Source organism: Paenibacillus mobilis, assembly GCF_058267595.1.
The window spans coordinates 562885-578358 of record NZ_JBZCMS010000002.1 but is presented as its reverse complement, the minus strand read 5'-3'; the positions used below and the strand labels follow the sequence as shown (position 1 = coordinate 578358).

Sequence of the window (15474 nt, the reverse complement as noted above, 5' to 3'; positions counted from 1 at the left end):
AGCGGGGGAAAAAAGATGTTGAACGGCAAAAAAATCGTCCTCGGCGTTACAGGAGGCATTGCGGCGTTTAAAGCCGCGTCCCTGTGCAGCAAACTTGTCAAGCAAGGGGCCGAGGTGCGGGTGATCATGACCGAGTCGGCCAAGAAATTTATCGGGGAGCTTACCTTTCTGGCTTTGTCCAAAGCCCCGGTCTATACCGATACCTTTGATGAAAAAGACCCTTCGGTCATTGCGCACATCGATCTCGCCGATTGGGCGGATTTGGTGCTTGTCGCGCCTGCAACGGCCAATGTGATCGGGAAAATGGCGGCGGGGCTGGCGGATGACATGCTGTCCACTACGCTGCTTGCTACCGAAGCGCCGATTATGGTCGCGCCTGCAATGAATGTGCATATGTACCAGCATCCCGCAGTCGTTCGCAACATGAACGAGCTTGTGCAGCGCGGGGTTATGTTTGTGGAGCCCGGCAGCGGGCTGCTGGCGTGCGGATATGTCGGGAAAGGCCGGCTGGAAGAACCCGAGGAGATCGTGGCGGTTGTGCAGCGTTTCTTTGATCAGGAAGAAGCCCAAACCGCAGGGCCTTTAGCGGGGAAAAAGGTAGTTGTTACCGCGGGAGGAACCGTCGAGCGCATCGACCCGGTCCGTTATATCACCAACGATTCTTCGGGGAAAATGGGCTTCGCTCTTGCGGAAGCCGCCCGTGAGCTTGGCGCCGAAGTGGTGCTGATTGCAGGAAACACGCAAACCCAGCCTCCGGCCGTAAAAGGGATCGAGCTGGAGCGCGTCCAGTCCGCCCAAAATATGTACGAAGCCGTCATGCGGCATTTTGACGCTAGCGACATCATCATTAAAGCGGCGGCCGTCGCCGATTACCGCCCGGCGGTTCAGGCGGACCGCAAGATCAAAAAAAGCGGGGACACGCTGACCCTTGAGCTGGTCAAAAACATCGATATCTTGGAGCAGCTCGGACAGAACAAAACGAAGCAGCTGCTGATCGGCTTTGCGGCCGAAACCCATGATGTTGAACAGTACGCCTTGGACAAGCTGCGCCGGAAAAATTGCGACCTGATCGTGGCCAACGACGTCACCTCGGAGGGGGCGGGTTTCGGCACCGATACGAATATCGTTCATATTTATGATGCGGACGGGCTGGTGGAGCATCTGCCGCTGCTGTCCAAGCTGCAGACCGCCCGCCGGATTCTTGAATTGGCGGCAGGGCGATTGCCGGGAGCGCAGGGCTAATGTATAAGATCGCCAAAGTAATTGTTGACGTGCCGAGTAGGGACACCGACCGGCCCTTCGACTACCGCATTCCTCCGGAAATGGCCGGTTGGATTGAGATCGGGAGCCGGGTTGGCGTGCCGTTTGGCCGAAGAACCCTACAAGGTTTTGTAGTGGGCCTGGAGCAGCAGTCGGACATGGACCCGGCGCGGATCAAGCCGATTCAGGAGCTGCTGGACCATCTGCCTCCGCTGTCGCCGGATTTGGTGGAGCTGGCGGGCTGGATGAGCCGCAAATATGCCTGTACGGCCATTTCGGCGCTGCAGGTTATGATTCCTTCGGCATTAAAAGGCAAGGCGGAGCGTTATGTCAGCGTATCCGATCCGGAGATGGAATTTAGCGGTGCCGGGGAGGAGCCGGCCGAAGTGGACCGGCCTTCGGGATCTGCGGGATCGGAGGTTCTTCAGCCGGAGGGCTCAGGCGAGCAGGGGGCGTTATTTGCCGTAACGGCAGCTTTGCCTCCGCAGGCGCGCGCCATTTGGGAGTTTGTCAGAAATGCGGGACAGGTGCCATTGTCGACCCTGGGCAAGCGGTATCCCGAAGAGGGGGAAACGGTCAAAAACCTGCTCCACCAGGGAATGCTCACCGAATCCCAGCAAATTAAAGACCAGATGCGCAGAAAAACCGTCAAAACGGTAGCCGCAGCTATATCCGGCGAAGAGGCGGCAGCGGCGCTGGTTTCTTTTACGGCTCAGGCCCGCCGCCAGAAAGAAGTGCTGGAGTTTCTGCTGGAGGTCGGCATTCCGATTTCCCAGCAGGAGCTGCTGTCGACCCTCGGGGTCACGGCAAGTACCGTCAAGAAGCTGGCGGAAAAAGGGTATGCGGTCATTGAAGACGTCGAGGTTTACCGCGACCCCTACGCCGACCGCCGTTTTAAGCCTACGGCTCCGCTGGAGCTGACCGAGGAGCAAAGCTACGTATTTAGCAAAATCAACGGAGCCCTTCAGGCCCGTGTTCATGATACTTTCCTGCTGCACGGCGTAACGGGCAGCGGAAAAACCGAGGTTTACCTGCAGACGATTGAACGGTGTATCGCCCAGGACCGGCAGGCGATTGTGCTTGTGCCGGAAATTTCCCTTACCCCACAGATGGTCGAGCGGTTTAAGGGACGGTTCGGCAACAAGGTGGCGATTTTGCACAGCCGGTTATCGGGCGGGGAACGTTATGATGAATGGCGCAAAATCCGCGAAGGCAAGGTACAGGTGGCGATCGGCGCGCGTTCGGCCGTTTTTGCTCCTTTTGAACGGCTGGGCCTGATCGTGATGGACGAAGAGCATGAAACCTCCTACAAGCAGGAGGATACGCCCAAATATCATGCGCGGGATGTCGCCGTCCGAAGAGCGCGGCAGCACGGCGCCGTTGTGATTTTGGGCTCGGCAACGCCTTCCCTGGAGAGCTACCATGCAGCCCGGTCCCAGTCCGATGACGAGTTTGCGCCGATGCTGCTGGAAATGCGGAACCGCCCTTTAGGCAGCAGCCTGCCCAAGGTGCATATCGTGGATATGCGGGAGGAACTGAAGGAAGGCAATCGTTCCATGTTCAGCCGTCCGCTGCATCAGGCGATTGCCGACAGGCTCGAAAGGAAGGAGCAATCGGTATTATTCCTTAACCGCCGGGGGTTCTCGACCTTTGTCATGTGCCGCAGCTGCGGTTATGTGGCCAATTGCCCGGACTGCGACATTTCGCTGACCTTCCATGAAAAGTCCAACAATCTCCGCTGCCATTACTGCGGCCATGCGGAGCCGGCACCTTCCGTCTGTCCGGAATGCGGGAGCGAGCACATCCGTTATTTCGGAACGGGGACTCAGCGTGTTGAAGGGGAGCTGGCCAAGCTCTTCCCGGGGATCCGGGTTATCCGGATGGACGTTGACACCACAACGGAAAAAGGCTCGCACGAACGTCTGCTGCAGGCGTTCCGCGAACAAAAAGGCGACGTTCTGCTCGGCACGCAGATGGTCGCGAAAGGCCTGGACTTTCCGAACGTCACCCTCGTGGGAGCGATTGCGGCGGATTCGGCTTTGAATCTCCCCGACTTCCGGGCCGCTGAAAAAACGTTCCAGCTGCTGACGCAGGTCGCAGGACGGGCGGGACGGCACCAGCTTCCGGGCGAGGTTTATATCCAATCCTATATGCCCGAGCATTATTCAATTGTCCATGCCAGCAGGCATGATTATTTATCGTTTGTCCGGGAGGAGCTGCAGCACCGGCGCGGGCTCGGTTATCCGCCCTATTGCCGGCTGATCCTGATCACGCTGTCCCATGAGCATATGCCCGTGCTGGTCCGCATGGCTGAAAATTTTGCCGCGGAGCTGCGGGGCAATGCCGTGAAAAAAGGGGTCTTCGGCAGCCTGGACCGTTTGTCCGCGGAAGCGCTGGACATTCTCGGGCCGATTGCCTCGCCGATGCCGAGGTTAAAGAAACGCTATCGTTTTCAATGTATGGTAAAATATCGGGGGGACATCGACGCGGTGGAGCTTGTGCGGCAAACCGCCGTCGGCATGCTGGACGGACTCAAGGATTCGCTGTTCCAGATCAGCATCGACGTGGACCCGCAAATGTTGATGTAAGGCCTCCGGGTATGGAACCTCCCAATTTGGTCTTATCATATACTAATACACAGACGACTCAGTGAATGAAGGAAGGGAATTTATATGGCATTAAGAATTATTGTGCTTGAACCGGACGACGTGCTCCACAAGAGGGCAAAGGAAGTTACAAAAATTACCCCTAATGTACAAAAGCTGCTCACGGATATGGCGGATACGATGTACCACGCCGAAGGCGTAGGACTGGCCGCTCCGCAGGTCGGCATTTTGAAACGGATGATCGTGGTGGACGTCGGCGACGAAAACGGGCTGATCGAGCTGATTAACCCCGAAATCGTGTCCAAAGAGGGCGAACAGTTTGGTCCTGAAGGCTGCCTGAGCATCCCTGGTTATCGCGGCGATGTTAAACGTGCCCAGACCGTCACCGTCAAAGGGCTGGACCGCAACGGCAAAGAGGTGACTTATACCGGTTCCGATCTGCTGGCCCGTGCGTTTCAGCATGAAATCGACCATCTGGACGGCGTCCTTTATACCGATATCGCAGAACGGGTATACGAATCTCCTCGAGAAGAAGAGGAACGAGAGTGAGGCGGATGGCATGAACATCGTATTTATGGGAACGCCGCAGTTTGCGGTTCCTTCTCTGGAGATGCTCCTTGCCGAAGGCTACACCATTGTGGGAGTCGTGACGCAGCCGGACCGCCCGCAGGGCCGGAAAAAGGTGCTGACGCCGACGCCGGTCAAGGAAGCGGCGCTGAAACACGGTCTCCCCGTGCTTCAGCCCATCCGCCTGCGCGCTCCGGAAGCGGTTGCCGAAGTGGCTGCTCTGAAGCCGGACCTGATCGTGACGGCCGCGTACGGCCAGATTTTGCCGAAGTCCGTGCTGGACATGCCGAAGTACGGCTGCCTTAACGTGCACGGCTCGCTGCTTCCGAAATACCGCGGCGGCGCGCCGATTCAGCGCTCCATTATCAACGGCGAGAAGGAAACCGGGGTTACGCTGATGTACATGGCTGAGGGACTGGATACCGGCGATATGATCGCCAAGGTCGTGGTTCCGATCGAAGTTGAGGACACCTCGGGCACAATTTTTGAAAAACTCAGCACGGCGGGGGCCGAGCTTCTTAAAGAGCAGCTTCCGCTGATTATAGAAGGCCGTGCCGACCGCATCCCGCAAAACGATGCCGAATCGACCTATGCGCCGAATCTGACGCGCGAGGATGAGAGGATCGACTGGAGCGCGGATGCCGAAAGCATCCGGAACCGGGTGCGGGGGCTGCTGCCTTTTTCCGGCGGGTTTACGCAGTGGAACGGGGATGTTTTTAAGGTTTGGGAACTTTCGGTAGCCAAGGAAAGCGGCGGAGGTTCGGGCCAGGCTCCCGGCACGGTGCTGGCTTTGTCCGACAGAGGCATCGAGGTACAGGCCGGAACGGGTACGGTGCTGCTTACGCGGGTTCAGCCTGCAGGCAAAAAAGCGATGCCCGCTGCTGAATTTCTGCGCGGCGGCCAAATGAAGCCCGGCGAGGTTTTGTCATGAGCGCCGGAAGAAACGAAGGCAGAAATTCCGCATTTAAGGCTGGAGGACAAGCTTCCGGCAAAGCCGGTGGACGGGGGCCCCGCTCCAAGGGGAAAAGCTCGGCTGCAGGTGCCCGCGGCATGTCTACCGCACGTGAAACAGCGCTTTATGTGCTGACCGAAGTGGAGACGGAAGGGGCATACAGCAATTTGCTGCTGAACGGGGCTATCCAAAACGCCGGGTTATCCGGCCCGGATGTCGGCCTCGCCACCGAACTGGTTTATGGAACGATTTCCAGAAGATCCACGATTGATTATTTTCTGGCCAAATTCGTCTCCAAAGGATTGGACAAACTGCAGCCGTGGGTCCGCAATCTGCTACGGCTCAGCTTCTACCAGCTATATTATCTGGACCGGATTCCTCCCCATGCGGCCGTCAACGAGGCTGTGAACATCGCCAAGAAACGCGGCCACCAAGGAATTTCCGGCATGGTGAACGGCGTGCTGCGGAACGTGCTGCGCCAGAAAGAAACGCTGAAGCTGCCGGACGGCTTGCCTGATGTGCAGCGGATCGCCCTTGCGGAATCCCATCCGAAGTGGATGGTCGAGGGCTGGATCAGTCAGTACGGCGCAGAGACGGCCGAAGCGATCTGCCGGGCCGATAACGAACCGCCGTCCGTCAGCGTCCGGGTCAACCGGACGAAAGCGGACCGGGACGGCCTGCTTAAAGAGATGGCCGCTCAGGGACTGGATGCCTTTCCGTCCACATTGTCGGAGGACGGCATTATTGTACGGGGCGGCGGCAACATGGCGTTGTCCGCCTGGTACCGGGACGGCCGGCTTTCGGTCCAGGACGAAAGCTCCATGCTGGTGGCCGAGGCGGTGGATGCCCGGCCCGGCATGAAGGTGCTCGACTGCTGCGCGGCTCCCGGCGGGAAATCCTGCCACATCGCGGAGCGGATGGAAGGCAGCGGAACCGTCATCGCCAATGACGTGCATGCGCATAAGGCGAAACTCATCGAGGAGCAGGCCCAGCGGCTTGGCCTGTCCAACGTGCAAACCCGGACCGGCGACGCGCTGGAGCTCGCCGGTCCGTACGAGCCGGCTTCCTTTGACCGGATCCTGCTCGACGCCCCGTGTTCGGGGCTTGGCGTGATCCGGCGGAAGCCGGATTTGAAGTGGACCAAATCCCCGCAGGATTTGGTCGAAATTGCGCAGCTGCAGCAGCGGCTGCTCGATGCGGTCTGCGGCCTGCTGAAGCCGGGCGGCGTGCTGGTTTACAGCACGTGTACGATCGGGCAGGCCGAAAATGCCGGGGCGGTCGAGGCGTTCCTCGCCCGCCATCCCGAATTCGCGGCGGATGAAACGCCCGCGCTGTTCCGGCGCCTGTCCGCAGCCAAGGACAGGGAGCCTGTCGGCCTGCAGGTGCTGCCGCAGGACGCGGGTTCGGACGGCTTTTATATCGCCAGGCTGGTTAAACAAGCCTGAGGCGAAAGGATTTAGCCGCCTTTGCTTTTGGCTCCAAAATCTGCTTCTTAACCCGCCGCTCCGTGCTGGCGGGTTATTTCCTCTTTAGACTATCCGGGTTTTATGCTAAAATGGGAAGAATGAGTGAGCATGGCATCCCAGAAGGCAACATACATTAAATTAGAACAGGTGTGTGACAATGAAACCTTTTATATATGATTTTACTTTGGAAGAACTGCAGGCATGGGCAGTGGAACAAGGCGAGCCGGCGTTCCGCGGCGGCCAGATTTTCGAATGGATTTACGTCAAACGGGTGAATGCTTTTGATGAAATGACGAACCTGTCCAAAGCTTTGCGTCAAAAGCTGAACGATGAGTTCCAGTTCGTCACGCTGAACGAAATCACCAAATTCGAGTCCAAAGACGGCACGGTGAAGTTCCTTTTTGGTCTGCATGACGATCATGCGATCGAAACGGTTATCATGAAACATAACTACGGCAACAGCATCTGCGTAACGACCCAGGTCGGCTGCCGGATCGGCTGTACGTTTTGCGCATCGACGCTCGGCGGGCTCAAACGCGATTTGACTGCCGGCGAAATCGTGGCCCAGGTCGTGAAAGCCCAGCAGATTCTTGACGAACGCGGCGAGCGCGTCAGCAGCATCGTCATCATGGGTACGGGCGAACCGTTTGAGAATTACGACAACACGATGAAATTTTTGCGCCTCATGATCCATGAAAAAGGGCTGAACATCGGGCAGCGCCATATCACCGTATCCACCAGCGGCATTGTGCCGAGCATCTACAAGTTTGCGGATGAGGGGACCCAGATCAACCTGGCGATTTCCATCCATGCGCCAAACGATGCCCTGCGCTCCAAGCTGATGCCGGTCAACCGCAGATATCCTTTCGACGACGTCATGGAAGCCCTCCGTTATTACCAGGCGAAGACAGGACGCCGGATTTCCTTTGAATATGCTTTGATCGGCGGAGTTAATGACCAGCCCGAGCATGCGGAGGAGCTCGCGTCGGTGCTAAAGGACATGCTCTGCCATGTCAATCTGATTCCGGTCAACCACGTTCCGGAGCGCAAATATGTGCGCACTTCGCGGAACGACATCTTTAAATTCCAGCGTACCCTCGCGGACCAGGGCATTAACGTGACGATCCGCAGGGAGCAGGGCCATGATATTGCGGCAGCCTGCGGACAGCTGCGGGCTAAGCATATGGAGTCTAATGCGAGGTGAGATTTTTTGATCAATAGCGTAAGTGTAACCAATATCGGACATATCCGTTCCGTGAATGAAGATTCGTTTTCCGTGGTGAAGCTGGAACAGGGATATACGCTCGGGATTGTGGCAGACGGCATGGGCGGCCATCAGGCCGGGGACACGGCCAGCCGTCTGGCCGTCGAGACGATTTCGTCGGACTTGTACGAAGTTTCACCGCACCTGACTCCCGATTCCTGCGGCGTCGCTCTTAAGGAAGCTATTTTGCATGCTAACAAAGTGATTTATGAGACGGCTTCCGAGCATGAAGAGCTGCACAGCATGGGGACGACGGTCGTTGCCGTGCTGCTAGGGCCTGCCGGCGGCGTTATCGGGCATATTGGCGACAGCCGGGCCTACAAGTTTAAGAACGGGACAAGCGTTCAACTGACGGAGGACCATACGCTGGTAAATGAACTGGTCAAAAGCAAGCAGATCAGCGAAGAGGAAGCCAGCGTCCATCCCCGCAGAAATGTAATTATGCGAGCATTGGGTACCGATGCCGAAGTAGAAGTGGATTTGTACCCTGTAACACTGGAGGAGGAAGAAATCCTGCTGGTTTGCAGTGATGGCCTCAGCAGCTATGTATCTGCTCAGGACATTAACCGGACGCTTGGCCTTGAAGGGGCAACCTTAAAGGAGCGCGCCGAACGTCTTGTCTCGCTTGCCCTTGATGCGGGCGGAGAAGACAATATCACTGTCGTACTGCTGGAACTTCAGCCCGAAGCACCTGGGTCAGGCACAAAGGAGTTGAGCTTATGATCGGTCACGAAATCGGCGGCCGTTATCAAATTCTTGAGCGTATTGGCGGCGGAGGGATGGCGCTTGTTTACAAGGCCCAGGACCTTCTGTTAAACCGTCACGTCGCGATCAAGGTGCTGCGGCAGCAGTTCGTCAATGACGAGGAGTTTATCCGCCGCTTCCGCCGGGAAGCGCAGTCGGCGGCATCGCTTTCCCACCCGAATGTGGTCAGCATTTATGATGTAGGGGAAGAGGATGATGTCTATTACATCGTCATGGAATATGTCGAAGGCCAGAATTTGAATGAAATCATTAAGGAGCGTGCTCCGCTGCAGGTGGACGAGGCGGTGCGCATTGCCGCCCAAATCTGCGATGCGCTTGATCACGCCCATCAGAATCAGATTATTCACCGGGACATCAAACCCCATAATATTTTGATAGGCCGCAACGGCCGGGTGAAGGTGACCGATTTCGGCATTGCCCGGGCGGTGACTTCAGCGACCATTACCCAGACCGGCTCGGTTGTGGGCTCCGTGCATTATTTTTCGCCGGAGCATGCCAAAGGGGTGGCGGCGGGGGAGAAGTCGGATTTGTATTCCCTCGGAATCGTGCTCTACCAGATGCTTACGGGCAAACTTCCCTTTCATGGAGAAAGTCCGATCAGCGTAGCGCTGAAGCATCTTCAGGAGGATTTTGAGGAGCCGCGCCGCGTCAACCCTATGATCCCGCAAAGCGTCGAAAACATCATTTGCAAATCGATGCGGAAAAATCCCGACGAACGTTATACGTCCGCCAAGGAAATGCTGCTGGATCTCGAGACATGTCTGCTTCCGGAACGCAGAACGGAGCCGAAGCTGGAATTTGACCCGGAGGACGAGGATAGTACGCGAATCATTCCGGCCATCAAACCCGAGCAAATCGCGGCCGTAAAGCCTAGAAGAACTCGGGAGTATGAATATGAAGGTCCTTCGGCAACTGAAGAACCAGCAAAAGCAAAGGAGCCGGGCCGCAAAAAATCCTCCAAGAAACCGCTCGTTTGGGCAGGCATTGTTCTTGTTATTATTCTCATCCTTGGAGGGATGGCCTGGTACTTTAAAAGCCAGCTGGAGGTGCCGGATGTCAAGGTGCCGAATCTGATTGGCCTGACGCAGGATCAAGCGCAAACCAAGCTGACCGAGATGGGACTTGCGGTCGGCAACGTCAAGCAGGCTTATAACAAAGACTATGAGCCTGACGTCGTTTATGAGCAGAGCAAACCGGAAGGCACTGATGTGAAGGAAGGCGCTTTGATCGACCTGACGGTCAGCATTGAAAAGCCGCTGGAGAAAATGCTTGATCTGAGCGGAATGACGCTGGATGAGGCCAAGCAAAAGCTGGTCGGGCTTGGTGTAAACGACCAGGCTATTTCCAGCAGCGAGGAGTACAGCGACACCGTTGAAGCCGGCAAGGTCATCAGCCAGGATCCCGCTCCAAACAGCGATATTAATCCGGAGATGGCTTCGGTTCATTTGACGATCAGCAAAGGCAAGGAATCGGTCACGATGCCGGATCTGACCGGCCTGGACCAAAAGTCTGCCAAAAGCAAGCTGGATGATCTTGGGCTGACCCTGGTCACCAAAGAAGAGTCAAGTTTTACGGTGGAGAAAGGTTTGGTAATTGAGCAATGGCCTTACAAGTCCGGAGATTCCGTGGAGCCTGGAGCCGAAGTCACCCTGACATTCAGTACCGGTTATCCGGAGGATGCAATCAACTATTCTTATGGCGTTCCGGTCGCCCCGGCGCAAGAGGACAAAAACAGCAAAATCCGCATCGTCTTTAGCGACGCGCGCGGTGATAACCAGGATTGGGGCACGAAAACCATCAACACGATGCAGACGTTGTCCGTCGATTTGGTTCTGGCTCCGAACAAGGACGCTTCCGTCAGCGTTTACCGGGACGGCCAGTTGTTCGACACTTACCGTGTATCCTATATAGACGCCAAACAGGGGACCGTGCCGACTCCCGAGCTGCCGGTGACGGTTCCGCCCGCGTCAAGCGATCCGGGGAATTCCGTTCCGCCGAGTGAATCAGACGGTGACGGTTCAGGGAATGATGTAACGGGTATGTACGGAAATGGAAACCAATCCGGCAACGATCTGGCCTCGCTGAGCCTGAATCAGGGAAACGGCGAAGGCCAACATGATCACGGGAAAGCTAAAGGCAAAAAAGGCCATTAAAATCCTACTCTTACAGCAAACCTAGACAGATGAAAGCGAGGAACCTCATGCCTGAAGGTTTAATCGTTAAAGCGTTAAGCGGATATTATTATGTAAAACCGGACCTGGCGGACGCCGATGCAACGCTGCAGTGCCGGGGACGGGGAATTTTTAAGAAAAAGGGTCTCACTCCGCTTGTGGGCGATCGCGTCGTTTTTGCGCCGACGGAAAACGGAGAGGGCACGGTCGATGAAATTTTGCCGCGGAAGACGGAGCTGATCCGTCCTCCTGTTGCAAATGCCAGCTTGGCCGTGCTTCTTTTTTCCGTAAAAGAGCCGGATCTCAATTTGCAGCTGCTCGATAAATTTCTGGTACATATTGAGCATGCGGGGCTCCAAGTGCTGATCTGCCTGACCAAAGGCGATCTGATGGACGAGCAGGAGGACGAAAAGGTCTCCCGAACCGTAGAACTCTACGAGCGGGTAGGTTACGAGGTGCTTGTGACCAGCTCGCTTAAAGGTGAAGGCATGGAGCTTGTGAAAGAAAAGCTGGCCGGGCATATCAGCGTTTTTGCAGGCCAATCCGGCGTCGGTAAATCTTCGTTGCTGAATGCGATGCTTCCGGGTCTTATACTGGAGACCGGCGAAATCAGCATGCGCCTGGGCCGCGGCCGCCATACGACCCGGCACGTTGAGCTGATTGAGCTCGAAAACGGCGCTTATGTCGCGGATACACCGGGCTTCAGCCAGCTGGATTTCCTGGAACTCGGCGTGGACGAGCTGTCGCCCTGTTTTATTGAATTTGCCCCTTATGCGGAGGAATGCAAATTCCGGGGCTGCAGCCACCTGCATGAGCCCGGCTGCCGTGTCAGGGAAGCGGTGGAATCCGGCGATATCGCCGCAAGCCGGTACGACCATTACAAGGATTTCTATCAGGAAATGAAAGACAAGAAACGGAGGTACTAACATTATGGTATATATTGCACCCTCTATTTTATCCGCCCGCTTTGACAAGCTGGGCGCAGAGATTACAGAAGTCGAAGCCGCAGGAGCGGATTGGATTCACGTGGACGTCATGGACGGACATTTTGTGCCGAACCTAACCTTTGGACCGATCGTAATGGACGCGATTGCGCCGATTGCCAAGAAACCGCTGGATGTCCATTTGATGATCGAGAACCCGGAAAATTACGTCCCGGCGTTCGCCAAAGCCGGCGCTTATATGATTACCGTACATGCGGAAGCCTGCGTGCATCTGCACCGGGTATTGCATTTGATTAAAGAGCACGGAGTTAAAGCCGGGGTGGCGATCAATCCGGGAACGCCGGTATCCGCCATCGAGCAGGTGCTGGAGGACGTGGATCTGGTGCTGGTGATGACCGTCAATCCGGGATTTGGCGGACAGGCGTTTATTCCGACTACGGTTCGCAAGATTGCCGAAATCAGAAAACTGCAGCAGGAGCGGGGAATTGCGGAACTCCATATTGAAGTAGACGGCGGCATTACTGCCGAAACGGCTCCGATAGTGGTTGAAGCGGGCGCTGATGTCCTGGTAGCGGGCAGCGCCGTATTCGGGCGCAGCGACAGGGCTGAAGCGATTCGCGAGATCCGCTCCAGTCTGGCCGTTTCAAAAGGCTGATTTCCGAAAAGGACAAGCAGGACCAAGAACGAATGGCATAGGCGGAGTTTGGTTCGCATAAGAATGGTTACATGAGCAGGCGTTTTCTCATGTAGCCATTTTTTTTGTGCGCGAAAGCGGGACTCGGGCACTCAGATTCGCATATGGTAATGGTGAGAATGATGGGGAGGGTGAAGGATGAAATTTTACACGTTTAAGCTGCCGAAGTTTTTGGGAGGATTTGTGAAGGCCGTTTTGAATACATTTCAAAAGAATTAAACAAAACCGGCTGCCGGAACCGAGCGTAGGGAACCGGACCCCCTGCGCCTTCCGCACCAGGACATGAAAAAAGCACCTCTATAATCAAAGGTGCTTTTTGTTTATATGCGTATGTGATTAAACGCGTGTTACCTTGCCGGATTTCAGCGCGCGGGTGCTGACATAAACGCGTTTTGGTTTACCGTCTACCAAGATCCGTACCTTTTGCACGTTTACGCCCCAAGAACGGCGGTTACGGTTGTTTGCGTGGGAAACATGGTTACCGGTGCTTGGTTTCTTGCCAGTTACATAACATTTGCGGGACATTGATTACACCTCCTTATTCCAAGACGATCATCTTGAAAACACAACACTCTAAATATAATATCACAGCAAAAAAAGCTACGTCAACCGCTCCGGAAACATTATTTCCCGGCCGATGTCATCTTTTATTTATTTCTCTTTGTTCTTATAGTACAATGTTGTTTAAAGCCGGGCATCCCTTATCGGCTTGGCGGCTTGTTTAGGCATGTTTGCATGCGGGCGGATCCCGATGGTGCCGTTGGCCTTGCTGATCCGGGGACTGCTGTTTACCTGACCCACCTTTTTGATAGGATCCGTTATGGGCATGGAAGAATCCGGAGTCAGGGAAATTCCGGTATTGGACCGGTTTTTATAGACAAAATGAAGAATAGGAGCCGCAGAGGAAACCGGCTGGAGAAGCCGTTTATTTCACTGCGCAAATGCGTATTTAAGCTAGGAAGGGGAATTCTCATTGAGTAAGCGTTCTCTAAATGGAACAGATTTCAGCGCGATGGTTCTTGCCGGCGCGGAGCAGCTGCACGGACATGCCGAGCATGTCAATTCACTGAATGTTTTTCCGGTACCTGATGGAGATACGGGAACCAACATGAATTTGACGATGACAAACGGAGTAACGGAGCTGCGCAAACAAGACACCGGAGGGGTGGGAACCAGAGCTGCCGTTCTTTCCAAGGGACTGCTGATGGGGGCTCGCGGGAACTCGGGGGTTATTTTGTCCCAGCTGTTCCGCGGGTTCAGCCGCTATGCAGCAACATATGAAGAATTAAATGCGATTCAGTTTGCTTCAGCGCTGCAGAGCGGTGTTGATACCGCTTATAAAGCCGTTGTTAAACCGGTCGAGGGTACGATTTTAACGGTAGCGAGAGAGGCCGCGAAACAGGCCGTTTATCTCTCCCGCCGCACAACCGACGTAGCTGAGCTGATGAATGAGGTGCTGCTCAAAGCGAAAGAGGCGTTGGCCCAGACGCCTGAACAGCTGCCGGTACTTAAGCAGGTCGGGGTCGTAGATTCGGGCGGACAAGGGCTCGTATATATCTATCAAGGTTTTGCCGATTATTTGAACGGGGTGACCGGACAGCGGTCTGGAACGGCACCGGCTGAAGGACAAGCCGTCCAAACGGCATCCGCTGCTTCAGCTGCTGCGGAAGCTCATTACGCGCAGTTCGCGCCGCCTGTGCAGCGGCCGGCCGCTGAAGTGCCGATGTCCGCGCAGGCGAAGCTTGAAACGGAAGATATCGAATTCCTGTACGATATGGAATTTTTTATTAACCGCAAGCTGGGGGGCGGCGGACTTGCCGGCTTCTCGGAGGACGCATTCCGCAGCGCTTTGGCGGTTAACGGGGATTCTATCATCGTGATTGCGGACGACGAAATCATCAAGGTGCATGTCCATTCGAAAGCGCCGGGCGAAGTGTTGAATCTTGCGCTGCGGTACGGCGAGATTACGCAGATTCATATTTTGAACATGCGTGAACAGCACCGGGAACTGCTCACGGCGGGCATGGATATCGCTCCGGCTCCCGAGCTGTTTGCGGATATTCCGGCAGAACCGGTAAGGCAGGAAGACCCGGCCATTTTGCCGGCGGATGAGCTGGCTCCGTACGGTTTTATAGCGGTGGCTTCGGGCGACGGCATCACGGAAATTTTTAAAAGCCTGGGCGTAGATATCGTCTTGTCCGGCGGACAAACGATGAACCCGAGCACCGAAGATTTCGTGAATGCGGTACAATCGATTACCGCCCAGCACCTCTTTATTCTGCCGAACAATTCGAATATCGTTTTGGCTGCCCGGCAAGCGCAGGAGCTGCTGGAAGGGGAACGCAGCATTACGGTCATTCCGAGCAAAAGCATTCCGCAGGGAATGGCGGCGGCGTTTGCTTTCCAGGAGGAAGACGATGTTCAAATCAACGAAAGCCGCATGATGGAGGCGGTCAGCGAGGTCAGAACCGGACAGGTCACTTATGCGGTTCGTGATACGGCTTTTGACGGGCTGGAGATCAAGGCGGGGCATTACATCGGTATCGCCGATTCCAAAATTGTGGCTACGGAAGAAAACATGATCACGACCTGCCAGGAGCTTTTAGCGAAAATGCTCGTAAACGGCGATGAGGTCGTAACCATTTTGACCGGCGAGGAAGCAAAAGAGGACGATACGCTCCTGCTGACCGGATGGCTTAAAGAGCGTTATCCGGACGCTGAGCTTGAAGTCCATGCCGGCGGCCAGCCGATCTACTATTACTTGTTTTCGGTAGAAGGTTAATCG

13 protein-coding genes are annotated in these 15474 nt (G+C 55.6%); 12 read left to right on the top strand and 1 reads right to left on the bottom strand.

What is annotated here, in order from left to right; translation table 11 throughout:
* Positions 1-15 precede the first annotated feature (15 nt).
* The 11 genes from coaBC to spoVM all read left to right on the top strand — a co-directional run bounded on the left by coaBC (position 16) and on the right by spoVM (position 12908).
* Positions 16-1242, top strand: a complete 1227-nt coding sequence (gene coaBC / locus AC3ZPD_RS05900; RefSeq protein WP_490983332.1) for a bifunctional phosphopantothenoylcysteine decarboxylase/phosphopantothenate--cysteine ligase CoaBC — start codon at positions 16-18, stop codon at positions 1240-1242.
* Positions 1242-3848 (top strand): primosomal protein N', encoded by a 2607-nt coding sequence (priA, locus tag AC3ZPD_RS05895; protein WP_490983331.1) that lies wholly within the window; start codon positions 1242-1244, stop codon positions 3846-3848. The genes coaBC and priA overlap by 1 nt, the downstream gene beginning before the upstream one ends.
* Positions 3849-3932: 84 nt before the next feature.
* Positions 3933-4415, top strand: a complete 483-nt coding sequence (gene def / locus AC3ZPD_RS05890) for a peptide deformylase (protein ID WP_490983330.1) — start codon at positions 3933-3935, stop codon at positions 4413-4415.
* Between the two features lie 10 nt (positions 4416-4425).
* Positions 4426-5364, top strand: coding sequence for a methionyl-tRNA formyltransferase (gene fmt, locus AC3ZPD_RS05885; protein WP_490983329.1), 939 nt, complete (start codon positions 4426-4428; stop codon positions 5362-5364).
* The gene (gene rsmB, locus AC3ZPD_RS05880; RefSeq protein ID WP_490983328.1) at positions 5361-6830 is read left to right on the top strand and encodes a 16S rRNA (cytosine(967)-C(5))-methyltransferase RsmB; all 1470 of its coding nucleotides are present in this window, start codon (positions 5361-5363) and stop codon (positions 6828-6830) included. The genes fmt and rsmB overlap by 4 nt, the downstream gene beginning before the upstream one ends.
* 178 nt (positions 6831-7008) lie before the next feature.
* The gene (rlmN, locus tag AC3ZPD_RS05875; RefSeq protein ID WP_490983327.1) at positions 7009-8055 is read left to right on the top strand and encodes a dual-specificity RNA methyltransferase RlmN; all 1047 of its coding nucleotides are present in this window, start codon (positions 7009-7011) and stop codon (positions 8053-8055) included.
* 6 nt (positions 8056-8061) lie between these two features.
* The gene (locus AC3ZPD_RS05870) at positions 8062-8838 is read left to right on the top strand and encodes a Stp1/IreP family PP2C-type Ser/Thr phosphatase (RefSeq protein ID WP_490983326.1); all 777 of its coding nucleotides are present in this window, start codon (positions 8062-8064) and stop codon (positions 8836-8838) included.
* Positions 8835-11033: a Stk1 family PASTA domain-containing Ser/Thr kinase gene (gene pknB / locus AC3ZPD_RS05865; protein WP_490983325.1), complete on the top strand. Its 2199-nt coding sequence runs from the start codon at positions 8835-8837 to the stop codon at positions 11031-11033. Before AC3ZPD_RS05870 ends, pknB begins: the two co-directional genes overlap by 4 nt.
* Positions 11034-11080: 47 nt before the next feature.
* Entirely contained in the window at positions 11081-11977 is an 897-nt protein-coding gene (gene rsgA / locus AC3ZPD_RS05860; protein WP_490983324.1) for a ribosome small subunit-dependent GTPase A, read from the top strand.
* A 4-nt stretch (positions 11978-11981) separates the two neighbouring features.
* Entirely contained in the window at positions 11982-12650 is a 669-nt protein-coding gene (gene rpe / locus AC3ZPD_RS05855; protein ID WP_490983323.1) for a ribulose-phosphate 3-epimerase, read from the top strand.
* Between the two features lie 177 nt (positions 12651-12827).
* Positions 12828-12908 carry a stage V sporulation protein SpoVM gene (gene spoVM, locus AC3ZPD_RS05850; protein ID WP_055107596.1) on the top strand — a complete coding sequence of 27 codons (81 nt, stop codon included), beginning with the start codon at positions 12828-12830 and terminating at the stop codon, positions 12906-12908.
* 117 nt (positions 12909-13025) lie between these two features.
* Here spoVM and rpmB read toward each other — a convergent pair whose 3' ends face one another.
* Positions 13026-13214: a 50S ribosomal protein L28 gene (rpmB, locus tag AC3ZPD_RS05845; protein ID WP_068696193.1), complete on the bottom strand. Its 189-nt coding sequence runs from the start codon at positions 13212-13214 to the stop codon at positions 13026-13028.
* A gap of 448 nt (positions 13215-13662) precedes the next feature.
* Here rpmB and AC3ZPD_RS05840 point away from each other — a divergent pair, with 448 nt between their 5' ends.
* Positions 13663-15471, top strand: a complete 1809-nt coding sequence (locus tag AC3ZPD_RS05840; protein WP_490983322.1) for a DAK2 domain-containing protein — start codon at positions 13663-13665, stop codon at positions 15469-15471.
* Positions 15472-15474 lie beyond the last annotated feature (3 nt).

What these genes read in the sequence shown, in the direction of transcription:
- coaBC (WP_490983332.1), top strand. Translation starts at nt 16, where the DNA reads ATGTTGAACGGCAAAAAAATCGTCCTCGGCGTTACAGGAGGCATTGCG.
- priA (WP_490983331.1), top strand. Translation starts at nt 1,242, where the DNA reads ATGTATAAGATCGCCAAAGTAATTGTTGACGTGCCGAGTAGGGACACC.
- def (WP_490983330.1), top strand. Translation starts at nt 3,933, where the DNA reads ATGGCATTAAGAATTATTGTGCTTGAACCGGACGACGTGCTCCACAAG.
- fmt (WP_490983329.1), top strand. Translation starts at nt 4,426, where the DNA reads ATGAACATCGTATTTATGGGAACGCCGCAGTTTGCGGTTCCTTCTCTG.
- rsmB (WP_490983328.1), top strand. Translation starts at nt 5,361, where the DNA reads ATGAGCGCCGGAAGAAACGAAGGCAGAAATTCCGCATTTAAGGCTGGA.
- rlmN (WP_490983327.1), top strand. Translation starts at nt 7,009, where the DNA reads ATGAAACCTTTTATATATGATTTTACTTTGGAAGAACTGCAGGCATGG.
- pknB (WP_490983325.1), top strand. Translation starts at nt 8,835, where the DNA reads ATGATCGGTCACGAAATCGGCGGCCGTTATCAAATTCTTGAGCGTATT.
- rsgA (WP_490983324.1), top strand. Translation starts at nt 11,081, where the DNA reads ATGCCTGAAGGTTTAATCGTTAAAGCGTTAAGCGGATATTATTATGTA.
- rpe (WP_490983323.1), top strand. Translation starts at nt 11,982, where the DNA reads ATGGTATATATTGCACCCTCTATTTTATCCGCCCGCTTTGACAAGCTG.
- spoVM (WP_055107596.1), top strand. Translation starts at nt 12,828, where the DNA reads ATGAAATTTTACACGTTTAAGCTGCCGAAGTTTTTGGGAGGATTTGTG.
- rpmB (WP_068696193.1), bottom strand. Translation starts at nt 13,214, where the DNA reads ATGTCCCGCAAATGTTATGTAACTGGCAAGAAACCAAGCACCGGTAAC.